We start from the raw sequence: 17,721 nt of genomic DNA on the forward strand, positions 1-17,721 counted from the left end.
AAAAAAATAACCCTGACATAATAATGCCAAGGTTATTTTATATTAAGTTATTATTCTATTTAAGCATCAATATTAGCATAAATAGCATTCCTTTCAATAAAATCTCTACGTGGTGGAACTTCATCACCCATTAACATAGAAAATATTCTATCAGCTTCTGTTCCGTTATCTATTTGAACTAAACGCATAGTTCTAAACTCTGGATTCATAGTTGTATCCCAAAGTTGTTCTGCATTCATTTCACCTAAACCTTTGTAACGTTGAATTTTAGATCCATCACCAAACTCAGATACAATCGCATCTCGTTCTGCATCAGACCACGCATACTGCTTTTTAGCACCACGTTTTACCAAGTATAATGGTGGTGTTGCAATATATATATGTCCGTTTTCAATCAACTCCTTCATATATCTAAAGAAGAACGTTAAAATTAAAGTGGCAATGTGACTACCATCTATATCGGCATCACACATAATTACTACTTTATGATATCTCAATTTTGAAAGATTTAAAGCCTTACTATCTTCTTCCGTACCAATAGTTACACCAAGTGCTGTAAAAATATTTTTAATCTCTTCATTTTCAAAAACCTTGTGAGTCATGGCTTTTTCAACATTTAAAATTTTTCCGCGCAATGGTAAAATAGCTTGAAACGCTCTATCTCTACCTTGTTTTGCTGTTCCACCTGCCGAATCTCCCTCTACAAGGAATACTTCACATTTTGCAGGGTCTTGCTCAGAACAATCAGATAATTTTCCTGGCAAACCACCAATACTCATTACCGTTTTACGTTGAACCATTTCACGAGCCTTTTGAGCTGCATGACGCGCTTGAGCTGCAAGAATTACTTTTTGTACAATAGTTTTAGCATCATCAGGGTGTTCCTCTAAATAATCAGTAAGCATCTCAGAAACAGCTTGACTTACTGAAGCAGAAACTTCACGGTTACCTAACTTAGTTTTGGTTTGCCCCTCAAATTGTGGTTCTTGAACTTTTACGGAAATAATTGCCGTTAATCCTTCACGGAAATCATCACCAGCAATGTCAAATTTTAATTTATCTAACATTCCAGAATTATCAGCAAACTTCTTTAATGTATGCGTTAATCCACGGCGGAAACCAGATAAATGAGTTCCTCCTTCATGCGTGTTAATATTATTCACATAAGAATGTAAATTCTCTGCATAAGATGTGTTATAAATCATAGCAACCTCAACAGGCACGCCATTCTTCTCGCCTTCAAAAGCGATAACATCTTTCATTAAAGGTTCACGTGTAGCATCTAAATACTTAATAAACTCCTTTAAACCTTCATCAGAATGAAATGTTTCTCCTTCAAATTCACCATCTTCCTTTTTATTTCTTCTATCAACAAGATGAACGGTAATACCTTTATTCAAATAGGCCAATTCACGTAACCTACTAGCTAAAGTATCATAACTATACTCTAAGGTTTGTGTGAAAATAGTTGGGTCTGGTCTAAAGGTTACTGTAGTTCCTCGTTTATCGGTTTCTCCTACAGTCTTTACAGGATATAATGTTTTACCTCGCTCGTATTCTTGCTCGTAAATACTACCATTTCTGTAAACTGTAGCTTTTAGATGGGCGGACAATGCATTTACACAACTTACACCAACACCGTGCAAACCACCAGAAACTTTATAGGAATCCTTATCAAACTTACCACCAGCTCCAATTTTGGTCATAACAACCTCAAGTGCAGAAACGCCTTCTTTTTTATGAATATCAACAGGAATACCACGTCCATCATCTTCTGTAGTAATCGAGTTATCCTCATTAATAATCACCGTAATATTATTACAATGCCCAGCTAAAGCCTCATCAATAGAGTTATCTACAACTTCATACACCAAATGGTGCAATCCACGCACACCAACATCACCAATATACATCGATGGACGCATACGCACGTGCTCCATACCTTCTAGTGCCTGAATACTATCTGCTGAATAATTATGCTTATTAAATTCTTCTTTTGCTTCGCTCATGTTCTATATTTTATCTTAAATTGAATTTAGTTTTCTATCACAAAAAAAGATGCTTAAAGCATCCTTCTGAATACAAACAAATATACGAAATCCTCACACCTTTTGAAAGCATTTTAACGATTGAACAATATAATTATCAACATTTGTTAATTACTTAAAAGTGTCTTAAATCGTCTAAAAAGTATCTTAAATTTGATTTTCGTTATTTTTTATTCATTTTAAAAACTTAAAAAACACTAAACGCATTTAAGCCGTTATTTTTAAATTTAATTACTCTTATAAATAGCCTGTAAAACTCAAACGATATAGCGCATACAAGTAAAAAAAATATGTCTAAACATGATGTATGTCACTTTTTAACAATGAAGTTCATTATACTTTTGTAAGTAACTTATAATTAATCATCAATGTTATTAAAAAAAAGAGTATTAAAAACAGGATTGCTTATCACGGTGCTATTATTACCTATATTTTTAGTAAGTCAGACTGAAGAAAAAAAACCAATAATAAAATGGGATATACGAGCCCAAATTTGGATGCGTTATTCTGATTTGAATGAAGGCTCCTTAATACAACAAGAACTTACATCGGAGTTTTTTGACATATCTATTCGAAGATTGCGCATTCCTGTCTACTCTCAAGTTACTCCAAAAATATTTTTATACTCTATTTTTGGTGGAAATAATTATAATTTTAAGACTAAAGAAATATCGCTTCAAGTATTAGATTTGTACGCCGAATATACTTTTAACAAACATTTTGAAATTGGTATAGGTAAATCTGGTTGGCAAGGATTAAGCCGTTGGAATATACGTTCTAATAAAACCTTAATGGGTCTTGACTCCCCTTTATTTACATTAAACTCGGTTGAAAAAAATGACGATATAGGACGACTATTTGGTGCATGGATTAAAGGACAAACTGGTAAGTTTGACTACAGATTGGCTTTTAACAGACCATTTTTTGTTACCAATATACCTGATGGTGAAGTTAATTTCGCCAATAATAAACCAAGAGTAAAAACTTCAGGATATGTAAAATATCAGTTTTTTGAGCACGAATCTAATAAATCTGCGTACCAAGTTGGTACTTACGAGCAGAATAAAAAAGTGTTTAATATAGGAGTTGGATTCCAACATCAAAATAATGCCATGAGTAATGGTGATGCACGGTTACCATCTACCACATTTTACGATATGTCGCATTTTGCAGCAGATTCGTTTTTAAACCTTCCTCTTATTAATGGAGATGCCATTACTGCTTACCTAGGCTTTTATGATTATGATTTTGGTGAAAATTATATTAGAAATGTGGGAGCGAACAACCCTACATCTGGTGGAGGTACAGACTTAAACGGTACAGGTGTTGCGTTTCCAATGATTGGTACTGGTGCTACTTGGTATGGGCAATTTGGTTACGCTTTTAAATCTACCAATGTTTTAAGTTACAATACTGTAATTCAACCTAACATCTCTGTTCAATACTCCAATTGGGATGCGCTTGAAGATCAAATGATAGTTTATGATTTTACAGTAAACTTTCTAATCAATGGATCTCATAGTAACAAAATAAGTTTAGGCTATCAACATCGTCCTATTTTTGATGCTATAACCCTAAATCAAAAAGATTATAAAGGTATGGCAGTATTGCAATATCAAATTTCTATTAATTAGACTAAACATATTTTAAAATAGTTTTATTTTTTTTAATAATATGATAATATAATTTAGGATATCAGTAAAAATAGTGTCTAGTCAATTTATTCTATATATATTTGAACTTAGAAAATAATAATGCGAAACAATAACAACAATAATAATTTCAATAATCCTAATTTCTAGGGTTCGGAAGGTTATTGTTTAAATATATATAAAGCCTTCCGGATTCGGAAGGCTTTTTTTAATCTAAAAATTGAGACATGAGTAAAATTATGACAGTAGACGTATTGTCGAGTATTAAAGGCGCACAGCCTTCAGAGGCTGTAAACAAATTATTTGAGGTAATTAAAAATGCAAATACAACAAATAATTCTTTTAATAATAATCATAATAATGCAGTCTCGTTAAATGATTTGAGAGCTGATGTGGTAATCGGTAGTTCTGCAATAGAAAAGCAAATTATTATTGAAAACTTTCCAAAAGAAAAAAATGGCTATTTGGTGGTTTCTAAAGTTATAGAAGAATAAATATGAGCTCTCAGATACAGAAAATTCATCAGCAATTGATGAATAAAGATATAACTTGTACTGCCTTAGTTCAAGAAAAATTAGAAGCTTTAAAGCAAAATACAAACAACACTGTAAATAGTTTGCTTGATACTTTGGCGCTAGATTTAGCTGCTAAAATAGATTCAAAAATTGCCAACGGAGATACTATTGGTTTACTAGAAGGTATTCCATTTGGAATTAAGGATGTGTATATGGTTCAAGGCACGTACACAACAGCCAGCTCAGATTTACTTAAAAATTACAAATCTGCCTACACAGCAACCGCTATTCAAAAGTTATTGGATGCTGGCGCTATTCCATTAGTAAAAGAAAATTGCGATAGTTTTGGCCATGGGTCATCCTCAGAAAACACCATTTTTGGCGCTGTTAAAAATGCTATAAACCCCGATTTAGTTGGAGGTGGTTCTAGCGGCGGTTCTGCGGTTAATGTTGCAAAAGATTATACAGTCTTTTCAATTGGTGGCGATACCGGAGGCTCTGTTCGTCAGCCGGCTGGCTACAACAATGTATATGGTTTAAAACCGACTTACGGACGTATTTCTCGTTACGGATTAATGGCTTATGCATCATCAACAGATTGCGTTGGTCCTATTGCAAAATCAATTGAAGATATTCGCATTGTTTTAAACGTTATGAGTGGAAAAGACATAAAAGACCAAACCACTTACTCTTCAGCAGAAATATCTCAAGAAGCTATTTCAAATTCTGAAAATATAAAAACAATAGGCTACTTTAAAAACTTTATTGAAAGTGATGCTATTGACGCAAATATAAAATCGGATTTCCTGGCGGTTATTGATAAAATAAAAGCCAAAGGCATTGAAGTAAAGGCTTTAGATTTCTTTGAATCTGAAACCTTAGTATCTACATACTATACCTTAGCTATGGCAGAAACAGCTTCTAACTTATCAAGATTAGATGGCACAAACTATGGTAATCGTATTGAATCTGAAAATTTAAAAGAAACATATGCTATAACACGTTCAGAGAATTTTTCAGAAGAAACAAAACGCAGAATTGTTGGTGGAAACCAAGTTTTGTCGCAAGGGTTTTCGGATGAAATTTATTTAAAAGGGCTAGCCTTAAGAGACAGCATCTCTGAGAATTTTGAGAAAGATTTTAACGAAGTCGATATCATTATTTCTCCAGTTACGCCTAGTGCACCACCTAAAATTGGTGATAGTTTAAAAGACCCTCATACCATGTATTTATCTGATGCTTACACTGTCGGGTTTAGTTTAGGGCAATTACCAACATTAACAGTACCTCAAGGTACAGTAACTGGTTTACAAATTACGGCTGCTAAAAATAACGACGAACTTGTTTTGAAGTTTGCAAACTTCTTAAAAGATACGATATAATGGAACTTGAACAATTAAACGAGCAATTAAAAAAGCACGAATTAGAGTTAGTAATCGGTCTTGAAACTCATGTTCGATTAAACACTAAAACAAAATTATTTTGTTCATGTGCGAATCAAGAAATAGAAACTCCAAACCAAAATATTTGTTCAGTTTGTACCGGGCAAATGGGTGTTTTACCTGCTATAAATAAAGAAGCAATTAATAAGGCTATCTATTTTGGTAAAGCAGTAAAATCTACTTTTGAAAACGAGGTAATCTCTTGGGATAGAAAACATTATGAATATCCAGATAACCCAAAAAATATTCAGATTACACAGTTTCATAACCCTGTGATTCCTGACGGACAAGTATCTTGTTTTCGTAATGATGGATCGCAGTTTACTGTAAACTTAACACAAGTTCACATAGAAGAAGATGCCGCCAAGTTAATGCATGAGAAAAAAATCTCATTGGTAGATTTTAATAAAGCTGGTGTTCCTTTAATAGAAATTGTTACCGAACCTTGCATTCGTCATATTGAAGACGCATCAACTTACGCGCAATATATTCAGCGCATTGTACAGAATTTAGGAATATCTGAAGCTAATCTTGAAAAAGGTGAATTTAAATCGGATGTTTCTGTATCGCTTCGTAAAAAACGTGATTACAATTTAAACCCACGTACCGAGATAAAAAACTTGAATTCTTTTAAGTTTATGGTTGAAGCTTTAAAAGAAGAAGTTGAAAAACAACTGAATTATTTTATAGAACACAAAGAATTTAGACCAGACCAAACTACGGTATTATGGGATGCAGAATTGAAGCAAACCAAAACCATGCGTAAAAAGGAATTTGAAGCAGATTACCGCTTTATTTCTGAGCCAGATTTACCTTTTGTAAGCATTAAAGATGTGGTTGAATCTATTGATGTTGATTTAAGTACGCTTCCTTTTGCAGTAGAATCCATCCTTATTAAAGGTGGTGTTTTACCTCAAGACGCTAAATTTTTCACAGCAGATTCATTACGCTCAGAAACGTTTATTGCTATTAACAACGTAATTAAAGACCCATCATTTGTTGCTAAAACATTAGTAAATAATATAGCAGCTGATGATTATTCAGATATTCATAGCATAGACCATTTAATTGAAATTTTTCAATTATTTAAAGATGAAAAAATTACATCGGTTTTGGTTCAAAATGCAATAACCGCTTATTTAAAAGATAGAAATTTTAACTATAACCGATATTTTGAAGAGAATACGATTACAAAATCTCAAATTGATGAAGCTATTGCAAAAGTGATTTCAGACAATGAAGCTATTGCTAATGACATTCGTTCTGGAAACCAAGGAAAAGCAGGAATTCTTGTTGGTAAAGTTATTGGCATTATTGGAAAAGGGGCTTCTGGAAAAGTGATTCGTCAAGGCATTCTTAATGCGTTTGCTGGAGAGATTGGAAGCACGAGGCTTGAAGTAGAAACTGATGCGCCAAAAACCAAAAACCAAAAACAAGAAGCTAAGGATGAGGAAGTTTTACCAAAAATTCCAATCATCATAAAAGATGATTACAGAACGCATGTTATTTCTGATATTTCTGATGAAAGTATAAAAGAAAAAGTAACGCTTTCTGGCTGGGTATCTAGTGTGCGTGACCATGGTGAATTAATTTTTATCGATTTACGCGATTCTAGCACACAAATATTTCAAGTGCGCTTAAGCAGAGAATCGTTTGCGAATTTAGATGAGTTAGTAAAACTTAAGCCTGAAACTGTTATTAGCGTTTCTGGAACTATCACCGAGCGTAAAGAAGATGATTACAACGCAGCTTTAAGAACTGGTAAGATTGAATTAGAGGCCAATGAGTTAGAGATTTTAAACCTTTCTAAAACATTACCTTTTGAAATTAAGCGCGCTACAAAAACTAATGAAAATGTGCGTTTTCAATATAAATATTTAGACCATAGGAATGATGATGTTCGCCGTGTGATTGTTAACCGACATAAGGTTATTAAACTAATGCGCGACATTTTAGACGAACAAGATTTCCTTGAAATTGAAACACCAATTTTAAGCGCAGGAACTGATGAAGGCGCTCGTGAGTTTATTGTCCCAACTCGTAAGCAAGCCGGGTCGTTCTATACTTTACCACAAGCACCACAACAATTTAAACAGATGTTGATGGTAAGTGGTTATGAAAAGTATTTCCAACTGGCTCGTTGTTTTAGAGATGAAGATTCTCGAGGCGATCGTCAACCAGAATTTACACAGTTAGATATTGAAATGGCCTATGCAAGCATGCAACAAATCATTGATTTGAATACAAACATGTTTAATAGTATTGTTGAAAAAATCTACGGCAAAAAATGGATATTACGTCCGTTTGAAGTCCTAACTTATAAACAAGCTATGGACGATTATGGTTGTGACAGACCCGATTTACGTTTCGGTTTAAAACTGCAAGACATTACCACTATTGTAAAAGATACCACCTTCCAAGTATTTAGTAAACCTATTGATGAAGGTGGGATTGTAAAATGTATTAAAGTATCTGCTGAAGAGCAAGGTAGCAAACGTTTATCAAAAGGACAGATTGAAAAACTAACAGCACTAGCGCAAAGTCATGGTCTTGGCGGTTTAGCCTATATTATTGTTAATGAAAACGATTTGCAATCGCCAATTATTAAGTTTTTAGGTAAAGATATTGCAGCTGGAATTATTGAAGCAACAAAAGCCCAAGTTGGCGATATTGTATTTTTCTCTGCTGCAAATTACGAAACAGCTAATAAAGCATTAGACGCGGTTCGTCAAGAATTGGGTAAAATGCTCCGTTTAATAAATCCGAAGGAATTAAGGCCTGCTTGGGTTATTGATTTTCCAATGTTTGAAAAAACAGACGAAGGCCGTTGGACTTTTACACATAACCCCTTCTCTATGCCAGCTATTTATGATTTAGATAAGCATATTAATGGTAGTGAAGATGACATTGGTAGTATTATCGCGCAACAGTACGATTTAATCTTGAATGGTTATGAAATTGGTGGTGGTTCTGTGCGTGCTCATAAACCTGAAATTTTAGAAGCCACATACAAAAACATGGGCTACAATAAAGAGGAGATGATGAAAAGCGTGGGTACAATGTATAAAGCCTTTCATTATGGAGCCCCACCGCACGGTGGCATTGCTTGGGGTGTAGATAGATTGATGATGATTTTAGAGAAAAAAGCCTCTATTAGAGAAGTTATGGCATTTCCAAAAACAGGAACTAGCGAAGATTTATTATTTGGAGCACCTTCACCTCTTTCTAATAAAAAAGTTGAGGAGATGAATGTTAAAGTCATTCGGAAATAAATTCATCATTCTATTTAAACATAAATAAAAGCTTTAGAGAAATCTGGAGCTTTTATTTTTTGGTTATATATTGTAGCTAAAACATATCAGATAATTATTGAAGCTATTTTTTAGAAATTTTTAATATCCTATAAATTAGAACTGAAGTGAGAGAAAAAACGATACAGGTTTCAGAAAAGGAAATGCAAAACCAGTTAGAAAAACTGCTTTTGAAATATAGATTTACCGAAGATAACGCAAAATTAATTGCTAAAACACATACAGAAAGCACCTTATTTGGAGTAAATTCTCATGGTGTTAACCGTATACCTCTTTTTATAGAATACCTTGAAAAAGGGATAATAAACATAAATGCTAAAGCAAAAAAAATAGAAACTTTTGGAAGTATTGAACGTTGGGATGGTAATTTTGGATCAGGAGTTATTAACGCAGTAACATGTACAAATAGAGCCGTTGAGCTTGCAAAAAAAAATGGTATGGGCTTGGTAGCCTTACGTAATACCAATCACTGGATGAGAGGAGGTTCCTATGGACACCAAGCAGCCGATGCTGGTTGTATTTCGATACTATTTACCAATACGCAACCAAATATGCCACCTTGGGGAGGAAAAGATAGTCGTATAGGCAATAACCCTTTTGTTGTATCTATACCTCGAAAAAAAGGGCATATTGTTTTAGATATGGCAATATCGCAGTTTTCATTTGGAAAAATAAACGACTATAAATTAAAAGGAGAAAAGTTACCGTTTTTTGGTGGTTGGGATGATAATGATGAGCTATCAAAAGATCCTGAACAAATTTCTTTAAAAGAGCGCGGTCTGCCCATAGGTTTTTGGAAAGGCTCAGCACTTTCTATAATTTTAGACATGTTAGCCACTTTATTATCTGCAGGAAATTCCACATATAGAATAAGTAAGAATAAAATTGAAACTGGCATATCTCAAGTATATTTATGTATTTATCCTGAAATTTTTAATGATAAAGCATTACAAGAAAAACTGTTAAATGAAATTATTGATTACACCCATAATGTTGAGCCTATATATGCAGAAGACAGGACATATTACCCTGGTGAAAGAAGTCAAATTAAAAAAGCCGAAAACTTAAAAAATGGCATTTCTGTTAATAGTAATATTTGGGATAAAATTATAATGCTATCACAATGAGACAACTATTTTTTTTAATAGCCTTAGTACACACAACTCTGTCATATAGTCAAGATATATTTGTTTTTACTGAAGACGGGTTATATCCAGAGTATGCAATATCTAAGATTGACGGGCTTTCTCAAAACAAACTATACAATAAAACCCTTGGATGGGTTTACAAAACGTATAAAAATCCTAACGTCGTTATTAGTTCCAAATCTGAAAATCATTTTATTTTCTTAACAAGTTTAGAAGAGAATGTTATAAATGCTGATAAACGTGTTTTTCACATGAGATACACTATCAAAATTAGTTTTAACAACGAGCAGTTCAAGTTTGAACCCATAAAAATTCAATTTAAAGCTAATAGTAAATATGATATGGGTTGGAAAGACTTTGATCTTAAAAATGGAGCTATTTTCTTTAAAAAAGGGAAAGTAATTAAAAAGACAAAATCTTATGTTATAGACGTTCCTAAAGTGCTGAATAAATTAAATACAAATTTACACAACTACTTAACAGCAGAAGTTAGCAATTAAGAATTCGTAGACTAAATGTAAACTTTAACATTAAGTGACGACTTTTATAAAAACTTTAAGAAAGTTTAGGTGTAACTTTAAACAATTAAAAACTAAAACACATTATGAAGAATTCAACATTAATTTCAACAATCGCTTTTGCATTTATTATGCTATTATCTACTAATGTAGATGCTCAGAAATTTGCAAAAATGGACAAAAGCCCTATGGATGCTGCTGCTTTTCCAACAAGCTATAAAGAATCAAATAAACTTATTAAAGTTGTTTATAGCAGACCTCAGTTAAAAGACAGAAAGTTAAGTGATTTAGCACCTAACGGAAAAGTTTGGAGAACTGGCGCAAATGAGGCTGCTGAGTTAACCCTTTATACAGATATGAAATTAGGAAAAACTACTGTTAAAGCAGGAACTTATACCTTTTATTTAATTCCTGGTGAAACCGAGTGGACTGCTATTATTAGCACAGATTTAAATGTATGGGGTTCATACTTTTATAAAAAAGAAAATGATGTAGCTAGATTGTCTGTACCTGTAACATCAGGAGATTCTTTAGAAGCGTTTTCAATTGCTTTTGAAGGTGTAGATAATGGCGTTCATATGCATCTTGGATGGGGAACAACCAGAATAGCTGTGCCTTTCACAAAATAAACTAGATATTTTACCATAAAAAAAGAGCCTTAAATTAAGGCTCTTTTTTTATGGTATATTTAAATACTTATGAGTTTGCAACGAAACCTTCCATTTAGGATGTTTCATAACATAGTCAACAATTTCAGGAACCACTTTTTCACGTTTGCTCCACTCAGGTTGTAAATACAAAATACAATCTTTATTTACTTTTTCAGCCTGCTCTTCTGCAAAACGGAAATCATCTTTATTGTAAACAATTACTTTTAATTCATCAGCTTTTTCATAAACCTCTTTAGTTGGTAGCTTCATTTTTTTTGGTGACAAGCAAATCCAATCCCAAACTCCAGTTAATTTGTAAGCTCCAGAAGTTTCAATATGAACTTGCATTCCTTCTGCCTTAAGTTGCGTTGTTAAAACCGTCATATCCCATGTGAGTGGCTCACCTCCGGTAACGACTATAGTATCACTATACTTTTTTGCGTTTTCAACAATTTTTTTAGTTTCAGTTGGCGGGTGCAAATAAGCATTCCAACTTTCTTTTACATCACACCAGTGGCAACCAACATCACATCCACCAATACGAATAAAATATGCTGCAGTCCCTTTATGATAGCCTTCACCTTGAATAGTGTAAAACTCTTCCATTAGAGGTAACATTTCACCTTTTTCAACTAATAATTGTGTTTCTTGTTTCATAAGCCTGCAAAGATATGCATTCACTTTTTATTTTTTTAAACTTGTTTACAACCTAATTAAAATTAACTCAAATACGTATTTCATCGTTATTTATTTGCATTTCATCGTATTTTTGTTAAATTTGCTAAAATTAATAGCGCTATAGTCTCTCAATATCTCTAAATGAAAAAGAAAATCTACACTCTTTTACTAGTGTGCATGTGTTTTTACAATGGATTTGCACAAGTTGGTGTAGGCACTACAAACCCTGATGCTTCCTCTATTCTGCATATAGAATCTGATGACAAAGGCTTGCTAATACCAAGATTAACCACAGCCCAAATAAATGCCATAGTTGATCCTGCAAATGGATTAATGGTTTATAACACTGATATTGGTAAATTTCAATTTAATAATGGAACAATGGCTACTCCTGATTGGAGTAAAATTACGCATACTTCATCAGTAAAATACAGCAATACTGATACTACCACAAATATTAACAACAATGGGACTTATGCAAATGTTCCTATTTTTGGAAACTTAAACTGGAATGACGACACCACTTTATATAATTTAACCGGTAATACATTAACCATTAATACAGCAGGTCGATATAGAATTACATTAAACATAGCATATAGAGTTCCAACCATTGGAGGAAATACTGACCAAAGAGTTTCTGTTGAAGCCCAAATAGCTATAGATGGTACACCTACTGGGGCTATTGGTAATACGGGCTATGTTAGACACAATAGTGGTCATTTAGAAGCATCTCTTCACCTCACCGAAGTTTTTAATATTACTGCAGGACAATCCATTAGTGTACAAACTATTAGAGGAGGTAATTCTGCACCTGCTGTATTTAGAAGTGTTGGTACTTCTAATATCTATATTGAAAAGATTAAGTAACTAGTATTTTTTCTAAACAAGACGTTTTAGAATCTTATTTACAAGCTATAACATCAATTTCAATTCTAGCGTTTGCTGCTAAATTTGCAGCAGCAAAAGTAGTTCTAACTGGTTTTTTGGTAAAATATTTTGTGTAAACTTCATTAAAAGCCTTAAAATCATTTATATCACTTAGTATAACTGTGCACTTTACAACATTATCCAGTTCTAATTGATGATGCTGTAAAACAGCTTGAATATTTTCAATAGCTTGCTTAGTTTCAGCTTTAATACCGCCTTCAACTAAGACTCCTAATTTATGATTTTTCCCTATTTGTCCTGCTAAAAATAATAAATCATTGGTTTCAACGGCATCACTAAATGGAATGTTTTGTCTATTTGGTTCATGAGATTTATGAAAAACAATATTACCTTTTTGCTCTGTACAAGACATAAAAAATAGTGGTATTGTTAATATTAAAGTTAAAGCTTTTTTCATCATAATAATCAATTTTCTAGTTGATTAAAATTACACTATTTTTATCAAAACTTTGGTAATGAGTAGAACTGACGACTTTTCTAAGATTATAACAGAAAGTAATACATTTAAAGGAGATTCTGTAACACTTGGCGCTGCCATGTTAAATGGAGAAACCGTTACAGGAGCACACGTAAAAATTCCTTTAAAAACTATGAATCGACATGGTTTAATTGCAGGTGCCACGGGAACAGGAAAAACTAAATCTTTACAAGTTCTTGCAGAAAACTTAAGTGATAAAGGCATTCCTGTTTTACTTATGGATATTAAAGGCGACTTAAGTGGTTTAGCACAACCAAGTCCCGGTCATCCTAAAATTGATGAACGCCATGAAAAAATAGGCTTGCCATTTGAAGCAAAGCCATTTCCTGTTGAAATACTAACACTATCTGAACAAGATGGAGTAAGATTAAGAGCCACAGTTAGTGAATTTGGGCCAGTTTTACTTTCAAGAATTCTAGATTTATCTGAAACACAATCGGGTGTTGTTGCCGTTATTTTTCAATACTGCGATGATAATAAAATGCCTGTTTTAGATTTAAAAGATTTTAAAAAAATATTACAATACGCAACTCAAGAAGGTAAGGCAGAATTCACAGAAGCATATGGTAGAATTTCAACAGCTTCAACTGGTGCTATTTTACGAAAAGTTATAGAGCTTGAACAACAAGGCGCTGAATTATTTTTTGGTGAAACCTCTTTTGACGTTGATGATTTATTACGTGTTGATGATGACGGGCGAGGTTACATAAATATTTTGAGACTAACAGATATTCAAGATAGACCAAAGTTATTTTCAACATTTATGCTTAGTTTATTAGCTGAAATTTACTCTACATTTCCTGAACAAGGCGACAGCGATAGACCAGAACTTATAATGTTTATAGATGAAGCTCATTTAATTTTTAATGAAGCTTCAAAAGCACTTTTAAATCAAATTGAAAGTATTGTAAAATTAATACGAAGTAAAGGTGTTGGCCTATATTTTGTAACCCAAAATCCTACAGATGTTCCCGAAGCAGTTTTGGGACAACTTGGTTTGAAAATTCAACACGCATTAAGAGCTTTTACAGCAAAAGACAGAAAAGCAATAAAGTTAACTGCTCAAAATTATCCTGATTCAGAATATTATGATACAACTGAAGTTTTAACCTCTTTAGGAATTGGTGAGGCCTTAGTCTCTGCTCTAGATGAAAAAGGTCGCCCTACTCCACTTGCGGCTACCATGATGCGCGCACCAATGAGTAGAATGGATATTTTAACTGAAGTTGAACTAAGCACCTTGCTTTCAAAATCTAAAATGGTAAAAAAATATAATGAAACCATTGACAGAGAAAGTGCTTATGAAATGCTTAACAAAAAAATAAAACAAGCTGAAGCTGAAGAAGCAAAAGAGAAGGCTAGAAAAGAAAAAGAAGCACTTAAAAAAGCTGAATCTAAAAAAAGAACAACTAGTACGCGAAGAAAAAGCACTAGAATGAATCCTATTGTTAAAGTGTTAACCAGTGCCACTTTTATAAGAAGTGTATTTGGTATTTTAACAAAAGTGATGAAAAAGTAAGAAGCCAAATAACACACATTTAAATAACAACAAATCAATTTATGCGCTATTCAATATTAGGCTTAATTGCCTTAACATTACTATTCTTAAGTTGCAACGAAGAACAAAACCCCTTTGAAATTGGGAAACAACATATTGGTTTACTAACAGACTCCACTCAAGTTAAAGACTTAAAAAAAATTTACATAAACGATTCTATAGTTAAATTTATTAGTGGAGATGAGTTCACTGGTAATATTAATAATATTGATATTTTTGAAAAAGGAGGAAAAAAACTTCTAACACTTTCTCCTAAACAAGCTTTAGATTCTACATCAACAATAAGCAGTATACATATTTTTGATGAACGGTATAAAACATCTAAAAACATTAATGCTGTTAGTACGTTTAAAGACATTCAAGACAACTACAAAATAACAAGAATTAGTAATCTAATTAATTCTGTCGTTGTCGCTGTTGACGAGATAAATGCAAGCTTCACGATTGACAAGAAAGAGCTACCTGCAAATTTAAGATTTGATATGGATTTAAAATTTGAGTCTACTCATATACCAAATACCGCCAAAGTGAAATACTTTTTTATAAACTGGAATAATTAAATGAATCCATTCTTATCTAAAATATTAGTTGATGTTGCTCGTAAAAAGCTTGAAAAAAAGCAAGTCGAAAAACCAACTAAAAAACAGATAATCCCTCTAGTAAGAAAGCTTGAGGTAGAAGTATCTCATGCTGTAAAAGAATATATTTTTATCATTTTTGGCGTATTCTCAGCAGGTTTTGGTTTAAAAGGATTTTTACTCCCCAATAACTTTATTGATGGTGGCGCTACAGGTATTTCGCTACTGCTAGAAAATATTACTTCTCTAAAAATAGGAACATTATTAATTATTGTTAACCTTCCATTTATTTATCTAGCGTCCAAAACCATAGGTAAAAAATTCGCTATTAAAAGCGCTATTGCTATAATCTTTTTAGCCCTTGTTGTTCATTTTATTAATTACCCCATAATAACTGAAGACAAACTTTTAATAGCTGTTTTTGGAGGCTTTTTCTTAGGATCTGGAATTGGTTTATCTATGCGAGGCGGCAGTGTTATTGATGGTACAGAAGTTCTTGCTATTTTTTTAAGTAGAAAGTTCTCGCTTACCATTGGAGACGTTTTATTTTTAATAAACATAATAATTTTTGTAGCAGGAGCTTATGTTTTATCCATTGAAACTGCACTATATGCAATGTTAACTTATTTATCGGCAGCCAAAACAGTAGATTTTGTTGTAGATGGCGTTGAAGAATATGTTGGGGTAACGATCATCTCAAACAAACATGAAGAATTAAGATTTACACTTACTAAAAAACTCAGAAGAGGGTGTACTATTTACGCTGGCCGAGGTGGTTATGGATCAACTGGAGAAAGTTATGATAAGGACATCATTTATACTGTAGTTACCCGTTTAGAACTTGCCAAACTACAAACAGAGATTGATAAAATTGACAGAAATGCTTTTGTTATTATGGGTGTTGTAAAAGATTTAAAAGGTGGTATGATTAAGAAAAAACCACTCAAAGACCAGCACTAAACCCTACTCTAAAAATAAAATATGTCTCAAAAAAAATATACTATCCAAAATAATCCATTTATTGTTCCCACCACTGACGGAAAAATAATCAAAGAGCATTTTGGTAATGCTACAGATGGAAACTCAGAGATTAGTATTGCTCATATGAAAGCACCTGCTGGTTGGAGCGAACCTTTTCAAACTCCTGAATTTGATGAATTTACATTTATAATAAAAGGAAAAAAACAATTTATTATAGAGGGCGAACAGATTGTTTTAGAAGCTGGTCAATCTATTAAAATTGAAAGAAATACAAGAGTTCAATACTCAAATCCGTTTACAGAAGTTTGTGAATATATTGCCATTTGTAAGCCAGCCTTTTCTTTGGATTTAGTAAACCGCGAAGATTAAATGAGCAAATACATTCCTACAATTATTGGCTCCGTTGTCAATTTTATAAGTCTATTTTCAATTTCTGCTGCCTCAAATATTGCAATTAAAATCTTTTCGACACCTAGAAAAGGAAAAATAAACTCTGAAGAAAAAGAATATTTAGAAACGGCAATTAGCAAAACTATTTTTTATGAAGATATTGCTATTCAAACCTATCATTGGAAAGGAAACAAACCCAGTATATTACTTGCTCATGGCTGGGAAAGCAACTCTTACAGATGGAAGGATTTAATAGAAATTTTAAAACAACAAGACTATTCCATTATAGCTATAGATGCTCCAGCACACGGCAACTCTGCTAGTAAAATATTTAATGCAATTTTATATTCTAAATGCTTGCATCAAGTAATTAAAAACTTCAACCCCGAAACCGTAATTGGGCACTCTGTTGGAGGAACATCATTAGCAGTCGCTCTTAACAATTACAACCTTCCGAAGGTAAAAAATCTTATATCTGTTGGTGCACCATCAAACTTTATAGCTCTGGTTAATAATTATAAAAAAATGATGGGTTTTAATAATAAAGTTGTTGAGGCTATGGACCAATACTACCTAAAAAACTTTGGGCATTTACCCGATTATTTTACCGTTGCAAACTTCTCGCAAAATATTGAAGCAAAAGGTTTAATTATTCATGATAAAAAAGATAGAATTATTCCTTACCGAGATGCTTTAGATATTGTAAAACATTACAAAAACTCAAAACTTGTTAAAACAGTTGGTTTTGGACACGGAATGAAATCTGAAAAGGTTTATAATCACATTTTACAATTTTTAAATGAGTAAGTTTATTGTATTTTTG

General features: G+C 32.7%; 15 protein-coding genes and 2 pseudogenes. 14 read left to right on the forward strand and 3 right to left on the reverse strand.

Going from position 1 to position 17,721, the window contains the following annotated elements; genetic code table 11:
• Window positions 1-59: 59 nt before the first annotated feature.
• A complete protein-coding gene (gene gyrB, locus ABD939_RS01615) occupies window positions 60-2,009 on the reverse strand; it encodes a DNA topoisomerase (ATP-hydrolyzing) subunit B (protein WP_345163785.1) in 1,950 nt (649 codons plus the stop codon).
• A 407-nt stretch (window positions 2,010-2,416) separates the two neighbouring features.
• Between gyrB and ABD939_RS01620 the strand changes: the two genes are divergently transcribed.
• The 8 genes and pseudogenes from ABD939_RS01620 to ABD939_RS01650 all read left to right on the forward strand — a co-directional run bounded on the left by ABD939_RS01620 (window position 2,417) and on the right by ABD939_RS01650 (window position 11,263).
• Complete coding sequence (locus tag ABD939_RS01620; protein WP_345163788.1) at window positions 2,417-3,682, forward strand: porin; 1,266 nt, start codon at window positions 2,417-2,419, stop codon at window positions 3,680-3,682.
• A gap of 245 nt (window positions 3,683-3,927) precedes the next feature.
• Complete coding sequence (locus ABD939_RS01625) at window positions 3,928-4,194, forward strand: hypothetical protein (RefSeq protein WP_345163791.1); 267 nt, start codon at window positions 3,928-3,930, stop codon at window positions 4,192-4,194.
• A 2-nt stretch (window positions 4,195-4,196) separates the two neighbouring features.
• Window positions 4,197-5,597 carry an amidase family protein gene (locus tag ABD939_RS01630; RefSeq protein WP_345163794.1) on the forward strand — a complete coding sequence of 467 codons (1,401 nt, stop codon included), beginning with the start codon at window positions 4,197-4,199 and terminating at the stop codon, window positions 5,595-5,597.
• Window positions 5,597-7,025 (forward strand): annotated as a pseudogene (gene gatB, locus ABD939_RS15725) (Asp-tRNA(Asn)/Glu-tRNA(Gln) amidotransferase subunit GatB); the annotation flags it as partial. The gene ABD939_RS01630 and the pseudogene gatB, both read left to right, overlap by 1 nt.
• Before the next feature lie 80 nt (window positions 7,026-7,105).
• Window positions 7,106-8,929: pseudogene (gene aspS / locus ABD939_RS15730) on the forward strand (aspartate--tRNA ligase); the annotation flags it as partial.
• A gap of 146 nt (window positions 8,930-9,075) precedes the next feature.
• Window positions 9,076-10,095 (forward strand): 3-dehydro-L-gulonate 2-dehydrogenase, encoded by a 1,020-nt coding sequence (gene yiaK / locus ABD939_RS01640; RefSeq protein ID WP_345163800.1) that lies wholly within the window; start codon window positions 9,076-9,078, stop codon window positions 10,093-10,095.
• Window positions 10,092-10,616 carry a DUF4468 domain-containing protein gene (locus ABD939_RS01645; protein WP_345163803.1) on the forward strand — a complete coding sequence of 175 codons (525 nt, stop codon included), beginning with the start codon at window positions 10,092-10,094 and terminating at the stop codon, window positions 10,614-10,616. The genes yiaK and ABD939_RS01645 overlap by 4 nt, the downstream gene beginning before the upstream one ends.
• Window positions 10,617-10,720: 104 nt before the next feature.
• Window positions 10,721-11,263, forward strand: coding sequence for a DUF2911 domain-containing protein (locus ABD939_RS01650; RefSeq protein WP_345163806.1), 543 nt, complete (start codon window positions 10,721-10,723; stop codon window positions 11,261-11,263).
• A 48-nt stretch (window positions 11,264-11,311) separates the two neighbouring features.
• On the opposite strand, the gene ABD939_RS01655 is transcribed toward ABD939_RS01650, so the two are convergent.
• Window positions 11,312-11,941: a 7-carboxy-7-deazaguanine synthase QueE gene (locus ABD939_RS01655; protein WP_345163809.1), complete on the reverse strand. Its 630-nt coding sequence runs from the start codon at window positions 11,939-11,941 to the stop codon at window positions 11,312-11,314.
• Between the two features lie 162 nt (window positions 11,942-12,103).
• Here ABD939_RS01655 and ABD939_RS01660 point away from each other — a divergent pair, with 162 nt between their 5' ends.
• Window positions 12,104-12,832, forward strand: coding sequence for a hypothetical protein (locus ABD939_RS01660; protein WP_345163812.1), 729 nt, complete (start codon window positions 12,104-12,106; stop codon window positions 12,830-12,832).
• Between the two features lie 34 nt (window positions 12,833-12,866).
• Here the strand turns inward: ABD939_RS01660 and ABD939_RS01665 are convergent, their stop codons facing one another.
• Window positions 12,867-13,310, reverse strand: coding sequence for a Rid family detoxifying hydrolase (locus ABD939_RS01665; RefSeq protein WP_425550273.1), 444 nt, complete (start codon window positions 13,308-13,310; stop codon window positions 12,867-12,869).
• A 58-nt stretch (window positions 13,311-13,368) separates the two neighbouring features.
• Here ABD939_RS01665 and ABD939_RS01670 point away from each other — a divergent pair, with 58 nt between their 5' ends.
• From ABD939_RS01670 to ABD939_RS01690, 5 genes are read left to right on the forward strand one after another with little or no spacing between them, the layout of a single operon-like run.
• Complete coding sequence (locus tag ABD939_RS01670; RefSeq protein ID WP_345163819.1) at window positions 13,369-14,910, forward strand: helicase HerA-like domain-containing protein; 1,542 nt, start codon at window positions 13,369-13,371, stop codon at window positions 14,908-14,910.
• A 41-nt stretch (window positions 14,911-14,951) separates the two neighbouring features.
• On the forward strand, window positions 14,952-15,509 hold the full coding sequence (locus ABD939_RS01675) for a hypothetical protein (RefSeq protein WP_345163822.1): 558 nt from the start codon (window positions 14,952-14,954) through the stop codon (window positions 15,507-15,509).
• Complete coding sequence (locus ABD939_RS01680; RefSeq protein WP_345163825.1) at window positions 15,510-16,487, forward strand: YitT family protein; 978 nt, start codon at window positions 15,510-15,512, stop codon at window positions 16,485-16,487.
• A gap of 21 nt (window positions 16,488-16,508) precedes the next feature.
• Window positions 16,509-16,877 (forward strand): cupin domain-containing protein, encoded by a 369-nt coding sequence (locus tag ABD939_RS01685; RefSeq protein WP_345163829.1) that lies wholly within the window; start codon window positions 16,509-16,511, stop codon window positions 16,875-16,877.
• Complete coding sequence (locus ABD939_RS01690) at window positions 16,878-17,705, forward strand: alpha/beta fold hydrolase (protein ID WP_345163834.1); 828 nt, start codon at window positions 16,878-16,880, stop codon at window positions 17,703-17,705.
• Window positions 17,706-17,721 lie beyond the last annotated feature (16 nt).

Source organism: Algibacter aquimarinus, assembly GCF_039543265.1.
Taxonomy (GTDB): domain Bacteria; phylum Bacteroidota; class Bacteroidia; order Flavobacteriales; family Flavobacteriaceae; genus Algibacter_B; species Algibacter_B aquimarinus.

Excerpts from the sequence above, each read along its gene's own strand:
- ABD939_RS01665 (WP_425550273.1), bottom strand. The coding sequence starts at position 13,310 with ATGAAAAAAGCTTTAACTTTAATATTAACAATACCACTATTTTTTATG.
- ABD939_RS01675 (WP_345163822.1), top strand. The coding sequence starts at position 14,952 with ATGCGCTATTCAATATTAGGCTTAATTGCCTTAACATTACTATTCTTA.
- ABD939_RS01690 (WP_345163834.1), top strand. The coding sequence starts at position 16,878 with ATGAGCAAATACATTCCTACAATTATTGGCTCCGTTGTCAATTTTATA.
- ABD939_RS01625 (WP_345163791.1), top strand. The coding sequence starts at position 3,928 with ATGAGTAAAATTATGACAGTAGACGTATTGTCGAGTATTAAAGGCGCA.
- ABD939_RS01645 (WP_345163803.1), top strand. The coding sequence starts at position 10,092 with ATGAGACAACTATTTTTTTTAATAGCCTTAGTACACACAACTCTGTCA.
- ABD939_RS01655 (WP_345163809.1), bottom strand. The coding sequence starts at position 11,941 with ATGAAACAAGAAACACAATTATTAGTTGAAAAAGGTGAAATGTTACCT.
- ABD939_RS01670 (WP_345163819.1), top strand. The coding sequence starts at position 13,369 with ATGAGTAGAACTGACGACTTTTCTAAGATTATAACAGAAAGTAATACA.
- ABD939_RS01685 (WP_345163829.1), top strand. The coding sequence starts at position 16,509 with ATGTCTCAAAAAAAATATACTATCCAAAATAATCCATTTATTGTTCCC.
- ABD939_RS01630 (WP_345163794.1), top strand. The coding sequence starts at position 4,197 with ATGAGCTCTCAGATACAGAAAATTCATCAGCAATTGATGAATAAAGAT.
- gyrB (WP_345163785.1), bottom strand. The coding sequence starts at position 2,009 with ATGAGCGAAGCAAAAGAAGAATTTAATAAGCATAATTATTCAGCAGAT.
- ABD939_RS01620 (WP_345163788.1), top strand. The coding sequence starts at position 2,417 with ATGTTATTAAAAAAAAGAGTATTAAAAACAGGATTGCTTATCACGGTG.
- ABD939_RS01660 (WP_345163812.1), top strand. The coding sequence starts at position 12,104 with ATGAAAAAGAAAATCTACACTCTTTTACTAGTGTGCATGTGTTTTTAC.
- ABD939_RS01680 (WP_345163825.1), top strand. The coding sequence starts at position 15,510 with ATGAATCCATTCTTATCTAAAATATTAGTTGATGTTGCTCGTAAAAAG.
- ABD939_RS01650 (WP_345163806.1), top strand. The coding sequence starts at position 10,721 with ATGAAGAATTCAACATTAATTTCAACAATCGCTTTTGCATTTATTATG.